This is a genomic window from Pantoea sp. X-Soil-ISGK-275 (genome assembly GCF_059730795.1).
Genome location: NZ_AP035976.1, coordinates 3,106,672 through 3,129,366, shown reverse-complemented (window position 1 = coordinate 3,129,366; position 22,695 = coordinate 3,106,672). Strand labels below are relative to the sequence as shown.

At 54.7% G+C, this 22,695-nt stretch carries 20 protein-coding genes; 10 read left to right on the top strand and 10 right to left on the bottom strand.

From position 1 onward, the window contains the following. Positions 1-92 precede the first annotated feature (92 nt). From hisS to AC6I8A_RS14575, 6 genes are all read left to right on the top strand, one after another. On the top strand, positions 93-1,367 hold the full coding sequence (hisS, locus tag AC6I8A_RS14600; RefSeq protein WP_256697113.1) for a histidine--tRNA ligase: 1,275 nt from the start codon (positions 93-95) through the stop codon (positions 1,365-1,367). A 39-nt stretch (positions 1,368-1,406) separates the two neighbouring features. Continuing rightward, complete coding sequence (locus AC6I8A_RS14595; RefSeq protein ID WP_256697111.1) at positions 1,407-2,024, top strand: YfgM family protein; 618 nt, start codon at positions 1,407-1,409, stop codon at positions 2,022-2,024. Between the two features lie 19 nt (positions 2,025-2,043). Beyond that, the gene (gene bamB / locus AC6I8A_RS14590) at positions 2,044-3,225 is read left to right on the top strand and encodes an outer membrane protein assembly factor BamB (protein WP_256697110.1); all 1,182 of its coding nucleotides are present in this window, start codon (positions 2,044-2,046) and stop codon (positions 3,223-3,225) included. Positions 3,226-3,403: 178 nt separating this feature from the next. Next, positions 3,404-4,894, top strand: a complete 1,491-nt coding sequence (gene der / locus AC6I8A_RS14585) for a ribosome biogenesis GTPase Der (protein ID WP_101763491.1) — start codon at positions 3,404-3,406, stop codon at positions 4,892-4,894. 96 nt (positions 4,895-4,990) lie between these two features. Continuing rightward, positions 4,991-5,218, top strand: a complete 228-nt coding sequence (locus AC6I8A_RS14580; RefSeq protein WP_256697106.1) for a zinc ribbon domain-containing protein — start codon at positions 4,991-4,993, stop codon at positions 5,216-5,218. A 328-nt stretch (positions 5,219-5,546) separates the two neighbouring features. Continuing rightward, on the top strand, positions 5,547-7,985 hold the full coding sequence (locus AC6I8A_RS14575; protein ID WP_256697104.1) for a glucose/quinate/shikimate family membrane-bound PQQ-dependent dehydrogenase: 2,439 nt from the start codon (positions 5,547-5,549) through the stop codon (positions 7,983-7,985). Positions 7,986-8,072: 87 nt separating this feature from the next. Here AC6I8A_RS14575 and AC6I8A_RS14570 read toward each other — a convergent pair whose 3' ends face one another. The 4 genes from AC6I8A_RS14570 to xseA form a co-directional block, all read right to left on the bottom strand. Beyond that, the gene (locus AC6I8A_RS14570) at positions 8,073-8,255 is read right to left on the bottom strand and encodes a con-10 family general stress protein (protein ID WP_045814915.1); all 183 of its coding nucleotides are present in this window, start codon (positions 8,253-8,255) and stop codon (positions 8,073-8,075) included. A 103-nt stretch (positions 8,256-8,358) separates the two neighbouring features. Next, positions 8,359-8,685: a protealysin inhibitor emfourin gene (locus AC6I8A_RS14565; protein WP_217548974.1), complete on the bottom strand. Its 327-nt coding sequence runs from the start codon at positions 8,683-8,685 to the stop codon at positions 8,359-8,361. Continuing rightward, positions 8,670-9,695: a M4 family metallopeptidase gene (locus tag AC6I8A_RS14560; RefSeq protein WP_497818702.1), complete on the bottom strand. Its 1,026-nt coding sequence runs from the start codon at positions 9,693-9,695 to the stop codon at positions 8,670-8,672. Before AC6I8A_RS14560 ends, AC6I8A_RS14565 begins: the two co-directional genes overlap by 16 nt. 48 nt (positions 9,696-9,743) lie before the next feature. Beyond that, on the bottom strand, positions 9,744-11,117 hold the full coding sequence (gene xseA, locus AC6I8A_RS14555; RefSeq protein ID WP_110866471.1) for an exodeoxyribonuclease VII large subunit: 1,374 nt from the start codon (positions 11,115-11,117) through the stop codon (positions 9,744-9,746). Positions 11,118-11,286: 169 nt separating this feature from the next. On the opposite strand from xseA, the gene guaB reads away from it, so the two are divergent. From guaB to AC6I8A_RS14540, 3 genes are all read left to right on the top strand, one after another. Beyond that, a complete protein-coding gene (gene guaB, locus AC6I8A_RS14550) occupies positions 11,287-12,753 on the top strand; it encodes an IMP dehydrogenase (protein ID WP_497818701.1) in 1,467 nt (488 codons plus the stop codon). 72 nt (positions 12,754-12,825) lie between these two features. Continuing rightward, on the top strand, positions 12,826-14,406 hold the full coding sequence (guaA, locus tag AC6I8A_RS14545) for a glutamine-hydrolyzing GMP synthase (RefSeq protein WP_265300218.1): 1,581 nt from the start codon (positions 12,826-12,828) through the stop codon (positions 14,404-14,406). A gap of 170 nt (positions 14,407-14,576) precedes the next feature. Further along, positions 14,577-15,353: a DUF3750 domain-containing protein gene (locus AC6I8A_RS14540; protein WP_265300221.1), complete on the top strand. Its 777-nt coding sequence runs from the start codon at positions 14,577-14,579 to the stop codon at positions 15,351-15,353. 27 nt (positions 15,354-15,380) lie between these two features. Here the strand turns inward: AC6I8A_RS14540 and AC6I8A_RS14535 are convergent, their stop codons facing one another. After that, on the bottom strand, positions 15,381-15,560 hold the full coding sequence (locus AC6I8A_RS14535; RefSeq protein WP_265300223.1) for a GDFGVC terminal motif YodC-like protein: 180 nt from the start codon (positions 15,558-15,560) through the stop codon (positions 15,381-15,383). A gap of 487 nt (positions 15,561-16,047) precedes the next feature. Here AC6I8A_RS14535 and AC6I8A_RS14530 point away from each other — a divergent pair, with 487 nt between their 5' ends. Continuing rightward, complete coding sequence (locus tag AC6I8A_RS14530) at positions 16,048-16,548, top strand: helix-turn-helix transcriptional regulator (RefSeq protein ID WP_256697096.1); 501 nt, start codon at positions 16,048-16,050, stop codon at positions 16,546-16,548. Here the strand turns inward: AC6I8A_RS14530 and mgtE are convergent. The 5 genes from mgtE to ppk1 all read right to left on the bottom strand — a co-directional run bounded on the left by mgtE (position 16,545) and on the right by ppk1 (position 22,658). Continuing rightward, a complete protein-coding gene (mgtE, locus tag AC6I8A_RS14525; protein WP_265300229.1) occupies positions 16,545-17,978 on the bottom strand; it encodes a magnesium transporter in 1,434 nt (477 codons plus the stop codon). The genes AC6I8A_RS14530 and mgtE overlap by 4 nt on opposite strands. 120 nt (positions 17,979-18,098) lie before the next feature. Next, complete coding sequence (locus tag AC6I8A_RS14520; protein ID WP_265300231.1) at positions 18,099-18,284, bottom strand: YfgG family protein; 186 nt, start codon at positions 18,282-18,284, stop codon at positions 18,099-18,101. 154 nt (positions 18,285-18,438) lie between these two features. Continuing rightward, the gene (tehB, locus tag AC6I8A_RS14515; RefSeq protein ID WP_154155979.1) at positions 18,439-19,044 is read right to left on the bottom strand and encodes a tellurite resistance methyltransferase TehB; all 606 of its coding nucleotides are present in this window, start codon (positions 19,042-19,044) and stop codon (positions 18,439-18,441) included. A 21-nt stretch (positions 19,045-19,065) separates the two neighbouring features. Next, entirely contained in the window at positions 19,066-20,592 is a 1,527-nt protein-coding gene (ppx, locus tag AC6I8A_RS14510) for an exopolyphosphatase (RefSeq protein ID WP_008108324.1), read from the bottom strand. Between the two features lie 5 nt (positions 20,593-20,597). Then, positions 20,598-22,658: a polyphosphate kinase 1 gene (gene ppk1 / locus AC6I8A_RS14505; protein ID WP_008108325.1), complete on the bottom strand. Its 2,061-nt coding sequence runs from the start codon at positions 22,656-22,658 to the stop codon at positions 20,598-20,600. Between the last annotated feature and the right edge of the window lie 37 nt (positions 22,659-22,695).

The following is a 22,695-nucleotide window of genomic DNA, read 5'->3' as shown; positions in this document are numbered from 1 at the left end:
TGTCGCGTGCCAGTTTGTGATTGAACCTGTGCGGTTTCATCCTCATAAGGTATGATGCCGCTCAGGTTTTTTTGTCTTAAAGAGATTCTAACGTGGCGAAGAATATTCAAGCGATTCGCGGGATGAACGATTACCTGCCGGCGGATACCGCGATTTGGCAGCGTATTGAAGGCACCCTGAAGCAGGTGCTGGCCAGCTATGGTTACAGTGAAATCCGTCTGCCAATCGTTGAGCACACCCCGTTGTTCAGCCGCGCGATCGGTGAAGTCACCGACGTGGTTGAGAAAGAGATGTACACCTTTGAAGACCGCAACGGCGAAAGCCTGACGCTGCGTCCGGAAGGCACCGCAGGTTGCGTGCGCGCCGGTATCGAGCACGGTCTGCTGTACAACCAGGAACAGCGTCTGTGGTACACCGGCCCGATGTTCCGCTACGAGCGCCCACAGAAAGGTCGTTATCGCCAGTTCCACCAAATGGGTGTGGAAGTCTTCGGCCTGCAAGGCCCGGACGTAGATGCGGAGCTGATCATGATGACCGCGCGCTGGTGGAAAGCGTTAGGTATCGCCGAGCACGTTGAGCTGGAGCTGAACTCAATCGGTTCGCTGGACGCGCGCGCCAACTATCGCAGCGCGCTGGTGGCGTTCCTGGAGCAACATCAGGACGTACTCGACGAAGATTGCAAACGCCGCATGTACACCAATCCACTGCGCGTGCTCGACAGCAAAAATCCTGACATCCAGAAACTGTTAAATGATGCGCCAACGCTGGGCGAGTTCCTTGATGAGGAGTCGCGCGAGCACTTCAGCGGGCTGTGCGCCTTGCTGGACGACGCGGGCATTAAATATCGTATCAACCAGCGCCTGGTGCGCGGCCTCGATTACTACAACCGTACCGTGTTTGAATGGGTAACCAGCAGCCTCGGTTCGCAGGGCACCGTTTGCGGCGGCGGACGTTACGATGGTTTAGTTGAACAGTTGGGTGGCCGTGCCACGCCAGCGGTGGGTTTTGCCATGGGCATGGAGCGTTTGGTGCTGCTGGTGCAAGCGGTTAATCCAGAATTTGAACCGACGCGTATTGTTGATGTCTATGTTATCGCTTCGGGGCAGGGCGTTCAGTCCGCCGCGATGCAACTGGCGGAAAAACTGCGTGATGCTGATCCGGCATTGAAGCTGATGACCAACTTCGGTGGCGGTAACTTCAAGAAGCAGTTTGGACGTGCAGACAAGTGGGGCGCACGCATTGCGCTGGTGCTGGGCGAAGATGAAGTGAAAGCGGGCCAGGTTGTGGTGAAAGACTTGCGTACTGGCGATCAACAGACGCTGGCTCAGAGCGACGCCGCTGCGACGTTGCGCACGCTGCTGCAGTAAGCGCAGCACTGCAACAGCCATTTTAAAGAGAGGGATTGCGTGGAAGTTTACAGCAACGAAAACGAACAAGTTGACGCGCTGCGTCAGTTCTTTGCCAACAATGGCAAATTCCTGGCCGTTGGCGTAATCATCGGTATCGCTGCGTTGGGTGGCTGGCGTTTCTGGTCCAGCCATCAGGAAGGAACCGATAAAGCGGCATCAGCAGAATATCAACAGCTGACCAGCGCGATGCAGGCGGACAAGCCGGATTCGCTGCAAGCGGTCGCCACTTTCGCCAGCGAAAACAACAACACCTACGGTGCGTTGGCGTCGCTGGATCTGGCTAAGCAGTATGTTGAAACCAATCAGCTCGATAAAGCTATCACTCTGTTACAGAGTGGGCTGAAAGATACCAAAGATGCCAACCTGCAGGCGGTGATTAACCTGCGTCTGGCACGCATTCAGTTGCAGCAAAGCCAGGCCGATGCCGCACTTTCTACCCTTAACAATGTTAAAGGTGATGGCTGGACAGCCATTGTGGCGGACATTCGTGGCGAAGCACTGCTGAGCAAAGGCGATAAGCAGGGCGCACGTGATGCCTGGAGCAAAGGTGCTGAATCGCAGGCCTCTCCTGCGCTGAAGCAAATGCTGCAGATGAAGATGAATAACTTAAGTTAAGCCAGTCAAGAGAGCGCACATGGAATTACGTAAATACCTGCTGCCAGGGCTGATTTCAGTCACTCTGCTCAGCGGTTGCTCGCTGTTCAGCGGCGAAGAAGATGTAGTGAAAATGGCCCCGCTGCCTAAAGTGGAAAACCAGTTTACGCCGCAGACCGCGTGGAGCACCTCAGTCGGCGACGGCGTTGGTGATTTCTATTCCAATCTGCATCCAGCCTGGCTGGACGGTACCGTGTATGCTGCGGATCGTTTTGGTGTAGTTAAAGCGCTTGATGCCAGCAATGGTAAAGAGAAGTGGAAAGTTGATCTCTCTGAGAAAACCGGCTTCTTCTCGAAAAACATCTCGGCACTGCTTTCTGGCGGCGTAACGGCCAGCGGCGATCGCATCTACATCGGTAGCGAACGTGGTCAGGTATTTGCGTTGAATACCAGCGATGGTGGCATTGCCTGGCAGACCAAGGTCGCCGGTGAAGCGCTGTCGCGTCCGGTAGTGAGCGACGGTTTAGTGCTGATCCACACCAGCAACGGTATGCTGCAAGGTCTTGATCAGAGCACTGGCGTAATCAAATGGACCGTCAACCTCGATATGCCTGCGCTGTCACTGCGCGGTGAATCAGCCCCGACCGTGGCCTTTGGTGGCGCAATTGTGGGTGGCGATAATGGCCGCGTGAGCGCAGTCATCGTCAATCAAGGTCAGCTGATTTGGCAGCAGCGTATTTCGCAGCCAAGCGGCGCCACGGAAATCGATCGCCTAAGCGACGTCGATACTACGCCAGTCGTTGTAAACGGTGTGGTTTATGCGCTGGCGTATAACGGTAACCTTACCGCGCTGGAACTGCGGTCTGGTCAGGTTCTGTGGAAGCGTGAGATTGGCGGCGTGAAAGACATGGTGGTGGATGCGGGTCGTATCTATCTGGTCGATCAGGATGACCGCGTGATTGCCCTGAATGCTGACGGTGGCGTAGCCATCTGGCGTCAAAGCGATCTGCTGCATCGTAATCTGACCTCGCCGGTGCTGTTCAACGGTTATCTGGTTGTCGGTGATAGCGAAGGTTATCTGCACTGGATTAACACCCTTGACGGCCGCTTCGTAGCGCAGCAGAAACTGGACAGCGATGGCTTCCAGACTGAACCGGTTGTCGCCGGTGACAAGCTGCTGATCCAGGCGAAAGGCGGAGAAGTTTACGCCATCACCCGTTAAGGAATTGGCTCTGCGGGAACCCGTTTCCCGCTCGCTTACACGGCTCCTGATTCGTCAGGGGCCGTTTCGTTTTTAGTCAGGCATGGTATTCTTTGCGCCTTCAGCCTGACGCCTGGCGTCAAATGTCGTTATAATCACGCCATTCGGGCGAATTATTTTAAAAACTGAGGCAAGTGTTATGGTACCTGTGGTCGCGCTGGTTGGGCGTCCCAATGTGGGAAAATCTACGCTATTTAACCGTTTAACACGCACACGTGATGCGCTGGTGGCGGATTTTCCTGGACTGACTCGCGATCGCAAATATGGTCGCGCCGAAGTGGAAGGGCGCGAATTCATTGTTATTGATACCGGCGGTATCGATGGCACCGAAGAGGGCGTTGAAAACCGCATGGCGGAGCAGTCGCTGCTGGCGATTGAAGAAGCCGATGTGGTGCTGTTTATGGTGGATGCGCGCGCGGGCGTGATGCCGGCGGATCAGCAAATCGCCAATCATCTGCGTGCGCGTGAGAAAGCCACCTTTGTGGTCGCCAACAAAACTGACGGTATCGACCCAGAAGCAGCGGTGCTGGATTTCTATGCGCTGGGCTTAGGCGAGATTCACGCCATTGCAGCTTCGCATGGCCGCGGCGTTAACAGCCTGCTGGAAACCGCACTGTTGCCGTGGATGGAAGAAATCGTTCCAGAAGTCGAGCTCACTGAAGAAGAAGAGAACGCTGCTTATTGGGCCGATTTAGAAGAAGAGAGTGAGAAGGCGCTGGAGGAAGAGGAAGAAGAAGATTTCGACCCAACCACACTGCCAATCAAACTCGCTATCGTTGGCCGCCCCAACGTGGGCAAGTCAACGCTAACTAACCGCATTCTTGGCGAAGACCGTGTCGTGGTCTTCGACATGCCGGGCACCACGCGCGACAGCATCTATATTCCGATGGAACGTGACGGACGTGAGTATGTCCTGATTGATACCGCTGGCGTACGTAAGCGCGGTAAAATCACCGAAACCGTCGAAAAATTCTCAGTTATCAAAACGTTGCAAGCGATCGAAGATGCTAACGTGGTAATGCTGGTGATTGATGCGCGTGCCGGAATCTCCGATCAGGATCTCTCGCTGCTCGGCTTTATCCTGAACAGTGGGCGCTCACTGGTGATCGTGGTCAACAAGTGGGATGGCATGACGCAGGAAGCCAGAGATGAAGTCAAAGAGATGTTGGACTTCCGCCTGGGCTTTATCGATTTTGCGCGCATCCACTTTATTTCCGCCCTGCACGGCAGCGGCGTCGGCAACCTGTTCGAATCGGTGACCGAAGCGTACGACTGCTCTACCAAACGTGTGGGCACCGCAATGCTGACGCGCATCATGACCATGGCCGCCGACGATCACCAGCCGCCATTGGTGCGTGGTCGCCGCGTGAAGCTGAAGTATGCGCACGCCGGTGGTTATAACCCGCCAATCGTGGTGATTCACGGTAACCAGGTGAAAGATCTGGCCGATTCCTATAAACGTTACCTAATGAACTACTTCCGTCGTTCACTCAACGTGATGGGTACGCCGATTCGCATTCAGTTCAAAGAGGGCGATAACCCGTACGCGGGCAAACGCAACCTTTTGACGCCAACGCAGCAGCGTAAACGCCAGCGTCTGATGTCGCATCTGAAGAAGAACAAGCGTTAAGATGATAAGGGCCCAGCAGGGCCCTTTTTTTATGAACCTGTAACGCGTAGGGTCGCCATTCATGGCGACCGCCATCCAAAGCGCAGAGGACAATTGATGAATTTTTCCTGCCCAGCCTGTCAGCAACGACTCACTCACAATGAAACCGGTTTTGACTGCCCCAACTGTGAACGTCATTTCGCACACATCGCCTCATGCCCGGATTGCCACCAACCGTTGCAGGTGCTGAAAGCCTGCGGTGCGGTGGACTACTTCTGCCAGCACGGCGACGGCCTAATTTCCAAAAAACGTGTCGAATTCATCCCTGACTTAACGTCGCAATAATAAAAGTCACGATAAGCCGTCATATTTATGAATAGCTTACGGCTGGATTTGTAGCAAAAATGCTATTAACCAGTGACTGCCGCGTTATGGATATTCACTTTTTATTGTACCAGGTGGTACAATCCTGCCGCCTTGTAGCGAGAATCACTCTCACCTGCGTTGTGTCCTCGCTCACAAGCGCCGAATCACGGGCATTGCACCCGTACCAATAGATATAAAATAAAGCGTAACGGAATTATTCCTGTCTCCCGCTGCGGCTGGAGCCTTGTTATCGGCTGCCACAGATTTACTGGCGCCAGCGCTTTATTTTTTCAGGAGAGTTTTTGTTATGGCAGAAAATTCCGCTCGTCCCGGCAAAGGGCTGAGCATCTGGTCCGTACTGTTTGGCCTGGTCCTGCTGGCTATCGGTTTGTTCTTCGCTATCGGCGGCGGCAAGCTGGTTGCGCTGGGCGGCAGCTGGTACTTCCTCATCGCCGGTATCGTCATGTTGCTGTCGGCCATTCAGTTCTTCCGTCGCAAATCATCCGCCGTCACCCTGTTTATTCTGGTGTTTGCTGGCACGTTGATTTGGTCACTGTTTGATGCAGGCCTGCATTTCTGGCCGCTGGTCTCGCGCTTGATGGTGCCGGCCGGCTTGATGCTGTTTGCATTCCTCACCTGGCCAGCCCTGCGTAAAAGCGAAGGCAAAAGCTCCCTGGCGAAAGTCTCTTATGTGCTGTCTGCGGTGATCGTGGTGGGCATGGTGGCGACCTTCGTGCAGATGTTCCAGCCGCATCCTACCGTGGCATTTGACGGTAAACAGCTGCCGCTGATTCCGGTCGATAAAGCAAAACCTCAGCAAGACTGGAGCAGCTACGGCCGTACGCCGGGTGGCGACCGCTTCGCTGCCATCGATCAGATTACCCGCGACAACGTGAAAGATCTGCAGGTTGCCTGGACTTTCCACACTGGCGATACGCCAATCAGCCCAACCGGTAACGGTGCGGAAGATCAGCAAACCCCATTACAGGTGGGCAACACGCTGTTCCTGTGCACCCCGCATAACAATGTGATTGCGGTTGCCGCAGACAGCGGTAAGGAAATCTGGAAACGCGAAATCAACGCGCAGGCAGAAGTGTGGAACCGCTGCCGTGGCTTAGCCTATTTCGATGCGACTAAACCGCTGCAGCAGCCAACCGAGCCGGGTTCAACGCCGGTTACTGCCGCTGTGCTGCCTGCTGGCGATACCTGTCAGCGTCGTATTCTGATGAACACCATTGATGCGCGTCTGATTGCTATCAACGCCGACAACGGTGAGCTGTGCGACACCTTCGGTACGCACGGTGTGGTTGACCTGAAAACCGGTCTGGGCAGTGCGCCAGATCCGCAATATCAGCTGACGTCACCGCCAGCGATGGCCGGTACCACTGTTGTTGTGGGTGGTCGTGTCGCCGATAACGTACAGACCGACATGCCTGGCGGCGTGCTGCGTGGTTTTGACGTCATCACCGGTCAGATGCGTTGGGCGTTTGACCCAGGCAACGACGACCCAAATGCGGTGCTGATGCCGGGTAAAAATTACACCCGCAGTACGCCAAACTCGTGGGCGCCAATGTCTTACGATCCGGCAATGAACACCGTGTTCCTGCCGATGGGTAGCTCGTCAGTGGATCTGTGGGGTGCGAACCGTACCAAACTGGATCACACTTACGGCGCATCAATTCTGGCGTTGGATGCCACCACCGGTAAGCAGAAGTGGGTTTATCAGACCGTGCATAACGATCTGTGGGACTTCGACCTGCCAATGCAGCCGAGCCTGGTCGACTTCCCGATGAAGGATGGCACCAACAAGCCAGCCGTCGTTATCGGCGCGAAAACCGGCATGATCTGGGTGCTGGATCGCCTGACCGGCAAGCCTTTGACCAAAGTTGAAGAGCTGCCGATGCCGCAGGGTCACATCCCGAACGAGCAGTACACCAAAACTCAGCCGCACTCTGTGGAAATGCCAAATATCGGCAACCAGAAAATGACGGAGTCGGATATGTGGGGTGCAACACCGTTTGATCAGCTGGCGTGCCGTATTGCCTTTAAAGGCATGCGTTACGATGGTCTGTTCACCGTGCCGGATACCGATAAATCCCTCAGCTTCCCAGGTTCACTGGGCGGTATGAACTGGGGCGGTATCTCGTTTGACCCGAACAACCAGTACATGTTCGTTAACGATATGCGTCTGGGTCTGTGGGTACAGATGATTCCACAAGACACCAGCAAAACGGCGGCCAGCAACGGTGGTGAAGCTATCAACACCGGTATGGGTGCGGTTCCGCTGAAAGGCACACCGTACGCGGTGAACAAAAACCGCTTCATGTCGCCGCTGGGCATTCCGTGCCAGGCTCCGCCGTTCGGTACGCTGTCAGCGATTGACATGAAAACCCGTCAGATCGTGTGGCAGGTGCCAGTGGGTACGGTAGAAGATACCGGTCCGTTTGGTATCAAAATGCGCGCGAAAATGCCAATTGGTATGCCGACCTTAGGCGGCACGCTGGCAACGCAGGGTGGCCTGGTGTTCATCGCGGGTACGCAGGATTACTATCTGCGCGCTTTCGATAGCTCAACCGGTAAAGAAGTGTGGAAAGCACGTCTGCCAGTCGGCAGCCAGGGCGGTCCAATCAGCTATGTTTCGCCGAAAACCGGCAAACAGTACATCCTGATCTCCGCAGGCGGTGCACGTCAGTCGCCAGACCGTGGTGATTACGTGATTGCTTACGCGCTGCCAGACAGCAAGTAAGTTAAAAAAGGAGAAAGGCCGACATCATGATGTCGGCCTTTTTTTTATCACCCTCCGTGGCACATCTCTTCCTTTAAGGCACCTTAATTACTGCTGCTTAGAAGGGCGACGGCTTTTTTGACCTCCTTTTCTTCCAGCTTCCCTGGCTCTTTCAGGATCGTTTCTGAAATTACCCCCACTGACTTTGCCGCCAGCGCTACCGGCTTCCCTGGCGCGCTCCGGGTCCTCTGCAAAGTTCCCGGCACCACCTCGTTGCTTTTTTTGTGTCATAGCAGAGACCTCATCTAAGGGTGTTTTCTTCGACGTGGACTAGCTAGCCACATAATGAGTATAGTCAATCAGTTACGCTCTGCCTTGAGAGATCTCCGATAACCTATTCACCGTCTCGCCACAGCGATTGCAGCTCGGGGGGCGCCAGTTGTTCGGGAATTAAAATCACGAAACTTCCCGCTTCGCGATGGGTAGCATAGGTGATTTGAATGCGGTAGTAGCGCTGATCGCCACGACCGACATTTGCCGCCTGATCTTCCGTTTCCCCCAAGGGCATTGCTTGTTCCAGTACTTCGCAGACGCGCTGCTTTTGCGGTTCCGGCAGTTCCGCCAGCGCAAAGCGCCGTTCGCCGCGCAGTTTAGGGATAAAAGCGATTCCGCCTTCCCGCGCCAGCTCGATGATTGCGTCATCGGTCAGTTGGATGTCCATGTTACGCCTACCTGCTGCCAGGCGGATTGGATCTTTTCCGCCACTGAGCTGTTGAATCGTTGATTGGCGTGCTGCACGGTAAAGCGCGCAAAGGTGCTGAAATCGGCATCCTGTGGCAGCGTTTCGTCGCACAGCGTGTCGTACCAGGCTTGACCGGCCTGTTCCCACGCAAAGCCGCCCAGCGCTTTAGCGGCGAGGTAAAAAGCGCAATTGGGAATGCCGGAATTGAGGTGCACGCCGCCGTTGTCGTCACGCGTTTCGATATAGTGCGCCATATCGGCCGGTTGCGGATCTTTACCCAGCACAGGATCATCGTAGGCCGTTCCCGGTGACGACATTGAGCGCAATCCGCGCCCGTTGATGCCCTGCGCCAGTAACCCTTCGCCGATAATCCAGTCGGCCTGATCGGCGCTCTGCTTGAGGTGAAATTGCTTCACCAGCGAACCAAACACGTCAGACATCGATTCATTCAGCGCGCCTGCCTGCTGGAAATAGATCAATCCCGCTTCGGTTTCTGTCACGCCGTGCGTCAGCTCGTGCGCCACCACATCCAGCGCGATAGTGAAGCGATTGAAAATCTCGCCGTCACCGTCACCAAACACCATCTGCTGCCCGTTCCAGAAGGCGTTCTGATACTCCTTGCCGTAATGCACGGTGCCATCGAGCTTGAGGCCTTTATTGTCCAGCGAGTTGCGTTGGTAGATTTGCCAGAAGAAATCGTGGGTAATGCCGAGATAGTTCCAGGCTTCTTCGGCTGCAACATCACCATTTCCCGGCTGGCCTTCTTCGCGCACCAACGTGCCGGGCAGATTTTGCGTTCCTTCGGCGTCATAGATAGCACGCAGCACCGTGCCTGGCTGAGCGGTGGCGGTGCTTGCTGGTTTAGCGTTATGTTCGCCCATCAAGTGCTGGACGTGGGTGAGGGTGCGGCGCGCGTAGTCTTGTTGCGCGCCGGAGCAGTTATCAATGATATTGCGCAGAATGTAGGGAGGAATAACGCTGTAAGACATAAAAAACTCCTGGCCATTGAGGTACATGCCAGAAGTATAGTTTTCCCGCTATGAACGCGCTTTGCGGCTCCGAGATTTCTGCGGTTCGAGTGCGGTAACCTGGCTTTCCACCCAGCCATCGTCCAGCCGGGTGCGCAGCAAGTCGCCTTTGCTCAGCTGTTGGGTTTTCTTCACCACCTGACCTTGGGTGTCGGTGGTTACGCTGAAGCCACGCGCCAGCGTCGCCAGCGGGCTCACGCCTTCCAGCTGTGCCGCCAGCGTGCCAAAGCGCTGACGATTGTGATTGAGCTGCTTCTCCATGCCCTGCTGTAAGCGATAGTGCCATTGCTGGAGCTGCTGCTGAGCGCGCAGAATACGTCCCTGCGGCTGCTGGGCGTTAAGGCGTTGCAGCAGGCGATCCTGCTGACGGTTGGCCACCCGCATGCGCTGGTCCATTGCTTCACCGAGACGGCGCTGCAGCTGGAAGAGCGCGGTTTGCTGGCGTGCCAGACGCAGCTGTGGATGCTGCTGCTGCAAGCGGTGCTGAATGCGCGTGAAACGACGCTGCTGCTGAGCCAGATAGAAATCCATCGCCATCTCCATGCGCTGCTGCTGCGACTGCAAACGGCGCAACAGTTCAAGCTGATTACGGCTCACCAATTCTGCCGCAGCAGACGGCGTCGGCGCACGTAAATCCGCTACGAAGTCAGCGATAGTGACATCGGTTTCATGCCCAACGGCGCTGACAATCGGCAGGCGGCTGGCAAAAATCGCCCGCGCCACACGCTCGTCATTGAAGCTCCACAAATCTTCCAGTGAACCGCCGCCACGACCGACAATCAGCACGTCACACTCATCGCGCTGGTTAGCCAGCTCAATGGCACGCACAATACCAGCCGGCGCATCCACGCCTTGCACCGCGGTGGGATAGATAATCACCGGCAGTGAAGGATCGCGTCGATGCAGCACGCGCAGCACGTCGTGCAGCGCCGCGCCGGTGGCGGAGGTAATCACGCCCACCTGACGCGCCGGATCCGGCAGCGGCTGTTTAAACTGTTGATCGAATAAGCCTTCCGCGGCTAAACGCGCTTTCAGCTGTTCAAATTGCTGCTGCAGCAAGCCTTCACCGGCCGGATGCATGCTTTCGATAATCAGCTGATAATCGCCGCGCGGCTCATACAGCGTGATGCTGGCGCGCACTAACACTTGCTGGCCATGTTGAGGACGGAAGGTGACGCGACGATTGCTGTTGCGGAACATTGCGCAGCGCACTTGTGCGCCATCATCCTTCAACGTGAAGTACCAATGACCGGAAGAGGGCTGAGTGAAATTTGAAATTTCAGCGCTGAGCCACACCAGGCCCATCTCATTTTCCAGCAGTTGGCGCACCGTGGTGTTCAGGCGGCTGACGGTAAAAATATTGGCGGTTGGCGGTAGCGACATGTGATGTAGATCAAATTTTAAATCAGAGGGTTAATCAACTGATACTACATTGCTTGCCCTGAGGATCAAGACTTTTTCTGAAAAAACACTGGAGGCAATCGGTTTCGGCCTGTATAATGCCGCGGCAATATTTTATCTGTTTTAATCGCCCCCAGGTGGAGATATTGCAATGTTAAGAATCGCTAAAGAAGCCCTCACATTTGACGACGTTCTGCTCGTTCCCGCTCACTCCACTGTTTTACCAAACACCGCTGATCTCAGCACTCAACTGACGAAAAACATCCGTCTTAACATCCCAATGCTCTCTGCTGCCATGGACACCGTGACCGAAGCCGGTCTGGCCATTGCACTGGCGCAGGAAGGGGGGTTGGGCTTTATTCACAAAAACATGTCAATTGAGCGCCAGGCAGACGAAGTTCGTAAGGTGAAAAAACACGAAAGCGGCGTAGTTACCGATCCGCAAACCGTGCTGCCAATCACCGCGCTGGCGGCGGTGAAAGAGCTGACCGAACGTAACGGTTTCGCCGGTTATCCGGTAGTGAACACCGAGAACGAGTTGGTGGGCATCATCACTGGCCGTGACGTGCGTTTTGTTACCGACCTGACGTTGCCGGTTTCTGCGGTGATGACCCCGAAGGAGCGTCTGGTCACGGTGAAAGAGGGTGAAGCCCGCGAAGTTGTGCTGCACAAAATGCACGAGAAGCGTGTTGAGAAAGCGCTGGTTGTTGATGACAGCTTCCACCTGCTGGGCATGATCACCGTTAAAGATTTCCAGAAAGCCGAACGTAAACCTAACGCCTGTAAAGATGCGGAAGGCCGCCTGCGCGTAGGCGCGGCGGTAGGTGCTGGTGCAGGCAACGAAGAGCGTGTCGATGCGCTGGTGGCTGCTGGCGTTGACGTGCTGCTGATTGACTCGTCACACGGTCATTCTGAAGGCGTGCTGCAGCGCATTCGTGAAACCCGTGCAAAATACCCGAACCTGGAAATCATTGGCGGCAACGTCGCTACCGGCGCAGGCGCACTGGCGCTGGCGCAGGCTGGCGTGAGCGCGGTGAAAGTGGGTATCGGCCCTGGCTCAATTTGCACCACGCGTATCGTTACCGGCGTTGGCGTTCCACAGATCACCGCCGTTTCTGATGCAGTTGCCGCGCTGGAAGGCACCGGCATTCCGGTTATCGCTGATGGCGGTATCCGCTTCTCTGGCGACATCGCAAAAGCGATTGCAGCAGGCGCAGCGGCCGTGATGGTTGGCTCGATGCTGGCCGGTACCGAAGAGTCTCCGGGCGAAATCGAGCTGTATCAGGGCCGTTCGTTCAAGTCTTATCGCGGTATGGGTTCATTGGGCGCGATGTCTAAAGGCTCTTCAGACCGTTACTTCCAGAGCGATAACGCCGCTGACAAACTGGTACCGGAAGGTATCGAAGGTCGCGTTGCCTATAAAGGCCGCCTGAAAGAGATCGTGCACCAGCAAATGGGCGGCCTGCGCTCTTGCATGGGCCTGACCGGTTGCCCAACCATCGACGATCTGCGTACCAAAGCGGAGTTCGTGCGCATCAGCGGCGCGGGCATCAACGAAAGCCACGTGCATGACGTGACCATCACCAAAGAGTCGCCAAACTACCGCATGGGTTCATAATCCCGTAAAATTTAGCGCCCGGCACTTGCCGGGCGCTTTTATTATTAAGTCCATCCCAATGGAAACGCCTCAATGACGACTGAAAATATTCATAAACATCGTATTTTGATCCTCGATTTTGGTTCTCAGTATACGCAGCTGGTTGCGCGCCGCGTGCGCGAACTGGGTGTTTACTGCGAGCTCTGGGCGTGGGATGTCACCGAAGAGCAAATTCGCCAGTTCAACCCGAACGGCATCATTCTTTCAGGCGGCCCGGAAAGTACCACCGAGCTCAACAGCCCACGAGCCCCGGAATACGTGTTTAACGCCGGCGTGCCCGTGTTGGGTGTCTGCTACGGCATGCAGACCATGGCGATGCAGCTGGGCGGTAAGGTCGAAGGCTCTAACGAGCGCGAATTTGGTTATGCGCAGGTTGAAGTGCTGACCCAGAGTGCGCTGGTGCGTGACATCGAAGATGCGATTAGCGCAGCAGGTAAACCGCTGCTGGACGTGTGGATGAGCCACGGCGACAAAGTCACCGCCATCCCAGCCGGTTTCGAAACCGTTGCCAGCACCGAAACCTGTCCGTTCGCCATCATGGCGAATGAAGAGAAGAAATTCTACGGCGTGCAGTTCCACCCGGAAGTGACGCACACGCGTCAGGGCCTGCGCATGCTCGAGCGTTTCATTCGTGACATCTGCGGCTGCGAAGCGCTGTGGACGCCAGCCAAAATCATCGAAGATGCGGTTGAGCGCATTCGTCAGCAGGTTGGCGAAGACAAAGTGATCCTCGGCCTGTCAGGCGGCGTGGACTCTTCTGTGACCGCGATGCTGCTGCACCGCGCCATCGGCGAGCGTCTAACCTGTGTGTTCGTCGACAACGGTTTGCTGCGTCTGAATGAAGCTGAGCAAGTAATGGATATGTTTGGCGACCACTTCGGCCTGAACATCGTGCACGTGGCGGCTGAAGCGCGCTTCCTTGATGCGCTGGCGGGCGAGAACGATCCAGAAGCCAAACGTAAAATCATTGGCCGCGTATTCGTTGAAGTGTTCGATGAGCAGGCACTGCGTCTGGAAGATGTGAAGTGGCTGGCGCAGGGCACCATCTATCCTGACGTGATCGAATCGGCGGCTTCTGCCACCGGTAAAGCGCACGTAATCAAATCGCACCACAACGTGGGCGGTTTGCCAAAAGAGATGAAGATGGGCCTGGTTGAGCCGCTGAAAGAGCTGTTCAAAGACGAAGTGCGTAAAATCGGTCTGGAACTCGGCTTGCCGTACGACATGCTGTATCGTCACCCGTTCCCAGGTCCAGGTTTGGGCGTGCGCGTGCTGGGCGAAGTGAAGAAAGAGTACTGCGACCTGCTGCGTCGTGCAGACGCCATCTTCATTGAAGAGCTGCATAAAGCTGACCTGTACAACAAAGTCAGCCAGGCGTTCACCGTGTTCCTGCCAGTGCGTTCTGTTGGCGTAATGGGCGATGGGCGTAAATACGATTGGGTAGTTTCACTGCGTGCGGTGGAAACCATCGACTTCATGACCGCGCACTGGGCGCACCTGCCGTACGATTTCCTCGGCCGCGTCTCTAACCGCATCATCAACGAAGTGAACGGCATCTCACGTGTGGTTTATGATATTTCAGGTAAACCACCTGCGACGATCGAGTGGGAATAAAGTCTGCTTTGATTACTGCGTAAAAACGAAGCCCGCTTAATTGCGGGCTTTTTATTTCAAACGTTCTGGTGGCAAATGAAACGGCTAAATGAATCGCATAGTTAGTGAATACAAACTCACTCGTTTCGATGCAAGATAGCGAGTGATTTTTATTCATCAGGATGCCGTCGATGTTGCCTTTCAAAGCCGTAATGATCTCTTTTCTTTGCATCATCTTGCTTTCATTAGGCGCGAGTCTGGCGCAGGCAACGCGAAGCGGTGAGCTCACCTCTGAACGCGGTGGCTGGGCGTCCGCAAGGCGTGATTCTGCCGGCATCGCACCGGATCCTCAGCGTTATGCGGCAGAAGCTATCGTGCAGGTTTATGCGGCACCGACCTATGGCTGGAAGGGCGCCGTGGCGGTGCATCCGTGGATTATCTTCAAACGCGCCGGTGAAACCCGCTACAACCGCTATGAAGTGATTAGCTGGGGCAGCGGCGATAAGGTGCGGCGCAACAGTAATCTCCCGGATGGCTACTGGTACGGCGCGAAGCCGCGTCTGCTGGTTGATCATCGCGGCAGTAGTGCAGAAGCGATGATTCCGCAGATCGAAGCGGCGATAAAATCCTATCCGTGGCCGACGACCTATCACGCCTGGCCTGGACCCAACAGCAATACTTTTATGGCGCATATTGGCCGCGAGGTACCGGCGTTGAAGCTGGATCTACCGGCTAACGCGCTCGGCAAAGATTATCGCTCGCTGCTTAATCCGGTGGGTTTACCGCCGTCAGGTCGCGGCGTGCAGCTTTCGCTACTGGGTGTGTTGGGTGTGACAGTTGGCGCGGAAGAGGGGCTGGAAGTGAACTTACTGGGATTAAACATGGGCCTGGATTTCACACCGTTCAGGCTGCGTCTGCCGTTTATTGGCGGCATCGGGCAGGACAATGTACAGCGCGACAATCCCTAAAAATGGCCCCGATTTGGGGCCGTTTTTTTAGCAGACGCCAAAATCGCCGTCTTCGTGATACGGATTTACGGTATCGGCTCTGACTTCAATTTCGCGCTTGATGTGATCGTCAACACGAGCGCACCACAGCATATCGCCTTCCACGCGCAGCACCTGCATCTTTGGGCCACCGGTCTTAGACTGCACAAAATCATCCACGTTAAACATGCTTCTTCTCCATCAGGTCAGTGTTAACAACAGAGTCTATATGCACTTCATGGGCTGTGCGCTTGATTTTGTGCGCTGTCTTCCAGCACAAAACACAAGCACAGCTCGTTGAGACCGTTCTGGTTATTTACCGCAGCATTCACCGCTGAAATAGTATCGAATTATTCTATTGTTGTCAGTTGACAACTTGGTGCGGTGAGCATAAGGTAACCAGCGATGTCAGACAGGAAGCGGCATCCGCATAAAGCGGTAGAAGAAGCGTTGCGGTATGCGGAAGCGAGAGGTTGGAAAATTGCAATCGGCGGCCACCATGCGTGGGGCAAGATGTACTGCCCAGATAACTCGGCAGAGTGTCGATGTGGGGATTACTGTATTACCTGCATCTGGAGCACGCCAAAAAATCCTGAAACGCATGCCAAACTGTTACGGCGGGTGGTGGATAACTGCAGTGAAATTCCTAAGCGGATTAAGTGACGAGGAGTGAAACATGGAATTTGAGTTTACGCTGCGTTTTCAGCTTAACGATGAAATCGACACTGATGAAGCGCTTGAGCGTCTCGGCTCGCAAGGTTGCGATGATGCGTTAATTGGCGCGGGTGTGGCGGGAAAATTAAGCATGACGTTCAGCCGGGAAGCCAGCACTGCACAGGATGCGGTGCGCAGCGCGTTAGATGATGTTTTTCAGGCATTGCCAGATGCTGAACTGATCGAGGCCGCGCCGGATTTAGTCGGGCTGACCGATATTGCAGAGTTGATAGGTGTTTCGCGGCAGAACATGCGTAAGCTAATGCTGAGCCACAGCCCGCAGTTTCCACGCCCAATTCATGATGGAAAAACAGCGTTATGGCATTTAATTGATGTGCTGGAATGGTTAAATCAGCGTGGTTCAACGCGGGTCAATCCAGCATTGAGTGAACTGGCGCGCGCAACGTTGCAACTCAATTTACAGCAGATGCTGCAACGTTACGCACACTGTTTAAAGCCTTAATGATGCAGCAAAAAGATCGTCGCCAGCCCGAGGAAGATAAAGAATCCGCCGGTATCGGTGATGGCGGTGATCAGCACGCTGGAGCCAACGGCAGGATCGCGTTTCATCTTAGTCATGATTAACGGAATCAGCACGCCCATCAGCGCGGCCAGTAGCAGGTTCAGCACCATCGCCAGCATCATTACGCCGCCGAGTTGCAGATTGTCGTACATCAGCCAGGTGACGCCGCCCATAATACCGCCCCAGAACAGGCCGTTTATTAATGCCACGCCGAGTTCACGCATGATCAGGAACGAGAAGTTACCTGGTTCAACCTGATGCAGCGCCAATGCGCGCACAATCATGGTGATGGTTTGATTGCCGGTATTGCCACCGATGCCCGCAACGATAGGCATTAGCGCCGCCAGCGCAACCAGTTGCGATATGGTGGCTTCAAACAGGCCAATCACGCGCGAAGCGACAAACGCGGTACACAGGTTAACCGCCAGCCAGGCCCAGCGTTTGCCCACCGCTTTACGCACCGGCGCAAACACGTCTTCGCCCTGGCTGATACCACCCATTTTACGGATGTTGCTTTCATTCTCTTCGTTCACCAAATCGACCACGTCTTCAATGGTGATACGGCCAATCAGCTTACCTTGTGCATCGGTTACCGCAGCGGAGATCAGGTTATAACGTTCGAACGCACTGGCGGCGTCTTCCGCTTTGTCGTTGAGTTGAAACGTAGTGGGATGCGGATTCATCACTTCGGCGACCAGCATCTTCGGTTTGTTGAGCAGAATATCCGTGAGCGTGAGTTCGCCCTGCAGTTGGTTCTGTTCATCGGTGATAAAGATCTTATCGGTGCCGTCAGGCATTTTTTTGCCTTTACGCAGATAGCGCTGCACCGTGGCTAAGGTTACGTCAGAGCGTACCGTCAGGATGTTGAAATCCATGATCTGCCCGACGCGGTCGCGATCCAGTTCGATCACACTCATCAACCGTGCGCGCAGGCTTGGCTCAAGAGTGGTGAGCAGACGTCCGGTTAAATCACGCGGCAAGTAGCGCGCCAGATATACCTGATCGTCGATATCCAGCGGCTCGATGGCATGCAGAATATCGCGATCAGACATTTCTTCCGTCAGGCTGGCCCAAACGGTTTCTGAAGCCTCAACCAGCACGTGACCGCGCTGCGCCGTTGGCACTAAACGCCACAGCGCCTGACGCTCTTCTTCCGGCAAGGCTTCGAGGATGTCGGCTAAATCCGCGGCGTGTAATTGTTGTAGCTCACGCTCTAATCCATGACGCCAGTCGGTGATGTCACGCAGTTCGGCGGCATTAAGATCGACGGATTTATCCAGCAGAACATCAACCAGATCATGCTCGTTGAGCAGTAGGTTGAGGATGTGATGGCGGGTTTCAGCTAATTTTTGTGAATGCGAAGCAGACATAACGCGTTCCTTGTGTCTGTAAAGTCAGCTCACAGTGTAGCGCGTTGCGGGTAACAGGACGTAAAAAGCAGTATTGTCTCAAAGGACAATGTTTAGCAGCGACAGGCGACCCGCAATTTTTTAGCGCGAATCACTGGTGCTCAGCGTGACCGGTTCAGGGATGGCTTTCTTTTGCTGATGATGCTCGATGGCACCGGGAATGATGAAAATCAGGCGGCCAAACAAAATTAAGAAGCTGACCAGTAATACCACGCGGGTCATGGTACCGGTTTTGGGACGTCTTCGTGCAGAGATAGCGCTGTTCACGCGGGGTGGTTCCTGTAATTGCCCGGTTGGGCGGAGGCAATATTTAGTCACACTTAGATCGCTAAAGCAATCGCTGTGTGAAAAATGAGCAAAAAAGGTTCAGCACATTGATCAACATCAGACAAAGTAACGGCCGCACAAGGCGGCCGTTATCTCAGTAGCTGGCTTTCTGCGCCAGCAGCGTGGCGAAACGGCATTTAATACGGTTACCGTTTTCATCACGACGATGCAGTTCACCGACATCTTCGTTGTACTTCACGATGTGCCAGTTGCGGTAATAGTGGCTGAGCTCACCGGATTTAAACGCAAACGGGAAGTTTTGCGTATTGGGATAATCATCGGTATCCATCGCCGCCACAATCAGGTTGTAGCCATATTTACGCGTGCTGGCCTGCATATCGGCAATCAACTGCGGAATGGTTGCCGGCTGCAGGAACATCATCACCACGGTCGACAACACAAACTGATAGGCGCCGTTGAACCGCACGCTATTGAGATCGCACAGCTCGGTGTGAATGTTCTGCAGATTCTCTTCCGCGATGATGCTGTTCAGGCGTTCCAGACTGGCGGGATTGCTGTCCCAGGCCGTCACCTCAAAGCCATGCTGATTGAGAAACAGGCTATTGCGGCCCTGGCCGCAGCCCAAATCCAGCGCTTTCCCCACCTCAAGATGAGGCAGGGCCGCCAGCACTTCAGAATGGGTCGGCGTGAGACCGTATTTTTCAGCGTAATAGTTATCGGGGCGTGTAGTCATAACCAGATTGCGGGCCAACTGCCCGCTTTACTCCTCTTCTTCCAGCATCAGTTTCCAGCCGGTGACATCATTCCAGTAAGCTTGCTCGCGCTCCAGATCCAGCTGCACCAGCGTATTCTGGCTCAGGAAGCCGGCAGGGAAGGTCAGCGTCCAGTGGCCGTCGTCGGTGCTGAGCTTGAGCGAATCTGGTTTAGTGGTCGCCTGGCGCTGATTATTCAGCAGCGTGCCAAGACGCAGCAGGAAAACCATCGGCAGAAACTGTTTCTTTTTAAACAAGGTGAAACGTGGCATCTCATCCTGCTTCACCGCTTTGCGGTGATAACGTACCAGCGTCGCCAACAGCATCTGTTGATCCTGATTAAAGCCCGGCATGTTGGAGTTTTGCAGGATGTAGGCCGAATGGCGCTGCATGCCGCTGTGATTGATGGTCAATCCCACTTCATGCAGCAGCGCGGCCCACTTTAGCAGCGCCGACAGTTGTGGATTGGCTTGCTTTGGATTCTGCTCCTGCCACTGCAAATAGAGCTTTTCGGTGGTTTCCAGCACGCGGCGCGCCTGATCGCTATCAATCGCGTAGTGATTGGCCAGACTTTGCGCGGTGCGGCTGCGAATATCCTGATGGCGGAAACGGCCTTCCATCTCATACAACACGCCTTCCCGCAGAGCGCCGTCAGAAAGACGCAGTTCGCGAATCGCTAACGCATCAAACACGCCACACAAAATCGCTAAGCCCGGCACAAACACCGCTTTACGCTCTTCCGACAAGCCCGGCAGGCTCAGCGCGTTGAACGACTTATGCTTCAGCACTTCGGTGGTCAGCAACTCCAGCGTTTCGGGCGTAATCAGTTTCTCTTTTTCGCCCATCGCCAGCAGCACTTCGCAGGCGGCTTTGATGGAGCCCGAAGCGCCCAGCGCATATTGCCAGCCGTGCAGACGATATTGCCACGCCATGGTTTCCAGCTTTTGCGCAGCGGAGAGGCGCGCACGGCGGAAGTTTTCGGGCGTGATTTCTCCTTTCGGGAAGAACAGATTGGCGAAGCTGACGCAGCCCATGCGGCGGCTTTCTACCAGCTGTGGCTCAAAGTCTTCACCAATCACCAGTTCAGTTGAGCCGCCGCCGATATCAATTACCAGCTTGCGGCCTTTTTCCGGCTGCGTGTGTTCCACGCCCATGAAGATCAAACGCGCCTCTTCGTTGCCGGAAATCACTTCGATTGGATAGGGAATCACTTCAGCCGCGCGCTGCAAGAACTCTTCGGCGTTGCTGGCGATACGCAGCGTATGCGTACCGACGATCGTCACGTTGGCGGCACTAAAGCCCTGCAAACGTTCGGCGAACAACGCCAGACAGCTCAGCCCGCGCTCAATCGCTTCTTCGCTCAGGCGATTGTGCGCATCCAGCCCATCGGCCAGATGCACGCGCTGTTTCAGGCGTCCCAGCACTTGCAAAGCGCCATCCACCACGCGGGCAATGACCATATGGAAGCTGTTCGAGCCGAGGTCGATTGCCGCGAATTCTTGAGGTTTCGGCGTACTTTTATGTGAGATTGGCATAGGCGTTATTCGGGTTGTTCCAGTTTCTTGATGTAGTCGTAAATGGCCAGCTGCGAACGCACCTTTTTACGGTTGCCGCGCGGCACATAACGATTACTCAGCTCTTTATCGACGATGCGGGCTTTCACCGTATCACTAAACAGAATGGCGATAATGTCCAGAATGCGTTGCTTCACGCGTGGATCAAGAATCGCCACGGCAACTTCAATGCGGTGATCAATGTTACGCGTCATCCAGTCCGCGGAAGAGAGGAACACTTTTTTCTCGCCGCCGTTCTCAAAAATATAGACGCGGTCGTGCTCGAGATAGCGGTCAACGATGCTGGTAATACGAATATTTTCACTGATGCCTGGTAAATCGGGGATCAGCGAACACATGCCGCGTACCAGCAAATTCACTTTCACGCCTGCCGACGAGGCGGCATACAGCCGATCAACTAAACCATTATCCACCAGGTTGTTGATCTTCAAGGTAATGCCGGCAGGATTGCCTTGCTGCGCGTTGGCAATCTCGGCATCAATGAACTTATACAGCATGTCGCGTGAGTTCTGCGGCGACACCAGCAGATGCTCGAAGGTCACCGGGCGATACGGATTCTCAATAAAGTTGAACACGCGGCGCACTTCATTGGTGATACGCGCATCGGCGGTCAGCAATGAATAGTCAGTATAAATGCGCGCGGTTTTTTCGTTGAAGTTCCCGGTACCGATATGCGCATAACGCACTATTTCCTCACCTTCACGGCGCGAAATCAGGAACAGCTTGGCGTGAATTTTCAGACCCGGCGCGGAGAAGATCACATGTACGCCCGCTTCGGTCAGGCGTTTCGCCCAGCGGATGTTGGCCTCTTCATCGAAGCGCGCCTGCAGTTCCACCACCACCGTGACTTTCTTGCCGTTATAAGCAGCGTGAATCATCGCATCCATGATGCGCGAGTTTTTCGCCACGCGGTAAATGTTGATCTTAATCGCCAGCACGTTCGGGTCGAACGAGGCCTGACGCAGCAACTCCAGCACATGCTCAAAGGTGTGATACGGATAGTAGAGCAGCACATCGCGATTGCGGATGGCGTCGAAACCGTTGCGGAAGCCGTCGAAGCCGATGTGACGAATCTGCGGCAGCGGACGGTTTTCCAGATTGCTTTTGCCAACGTTCGGGAAGCCGATGAAATCTTTGAAGTTATGATAGCGGCCGCCGGGCACAATCGAATCGTAGTTCGAAATCGACAGCTTATGGCGCAGCATTTCCACCATCGCATCCGGCATATCGCGCTGATAAACGAAGCGTACCGGCTCGGCATTGAGGCGCTGCTTCAGACTCGACGACATCAGCTCCAGCAGGCTCGATTCCATCTCCGTTACCAGATCGTACTCGGCATCGCGCGTCATCTTCATCGAATAGGCATTCAGCGTATCGTAATCGAAGAAGCCTTTGAAAATTTCATCAAGGCAGTAGCGCAGGATGTTATCCAGCAGAATCATCGGTTTGCGGCGACGGGGTGACTCAGCCGGCAGGTTAATAAAGCGCGGCACTTTATCCGACGGAATCTCCAGCAGCGCATAACGAATATCGTCGCCGCGAATGATCTCCACCGCCAGATAGGTGTAATCGTCTTTCAGGAATTCGATCAGATCGGTGTCATGGTTAATCAGAATCGGCGTGACGTGCTGGCGTAATTGATGTTTGAAGTAGTAGCGCAGCCACTCTTGCTGATTCGGTGACAGCTGACGTTCGTTAATCAGGAAAATCTGATTACGCGCCATTTCCAGCAGCAGATCGTTATACAGCGCGTCGAACTCTTGATCCGACTTCTGTACCCGTAGCTGAATTTTCTTTAACAGATGTCGCAAAGAGGTCGGTTTGCCTTGCTCTTCGCTGATCAGAATCCGCCGCTTGAGATCGGCAAAGCGGACTTTATAGAACTCTTCGAGGTTATTGGAATAAATTCCCAGAAAGCGCATGCGCTCAATCAGCGGATTACTTTTATCCGAGGCTTCCTGTAACACACGTTCATTGAAGCTTAACCAGCTTAATTCTTTTTCTATATACAGCTTATCCTGACCCATTCTGACTCCGAGATGCTGATGCTGGACGGAATGTCCG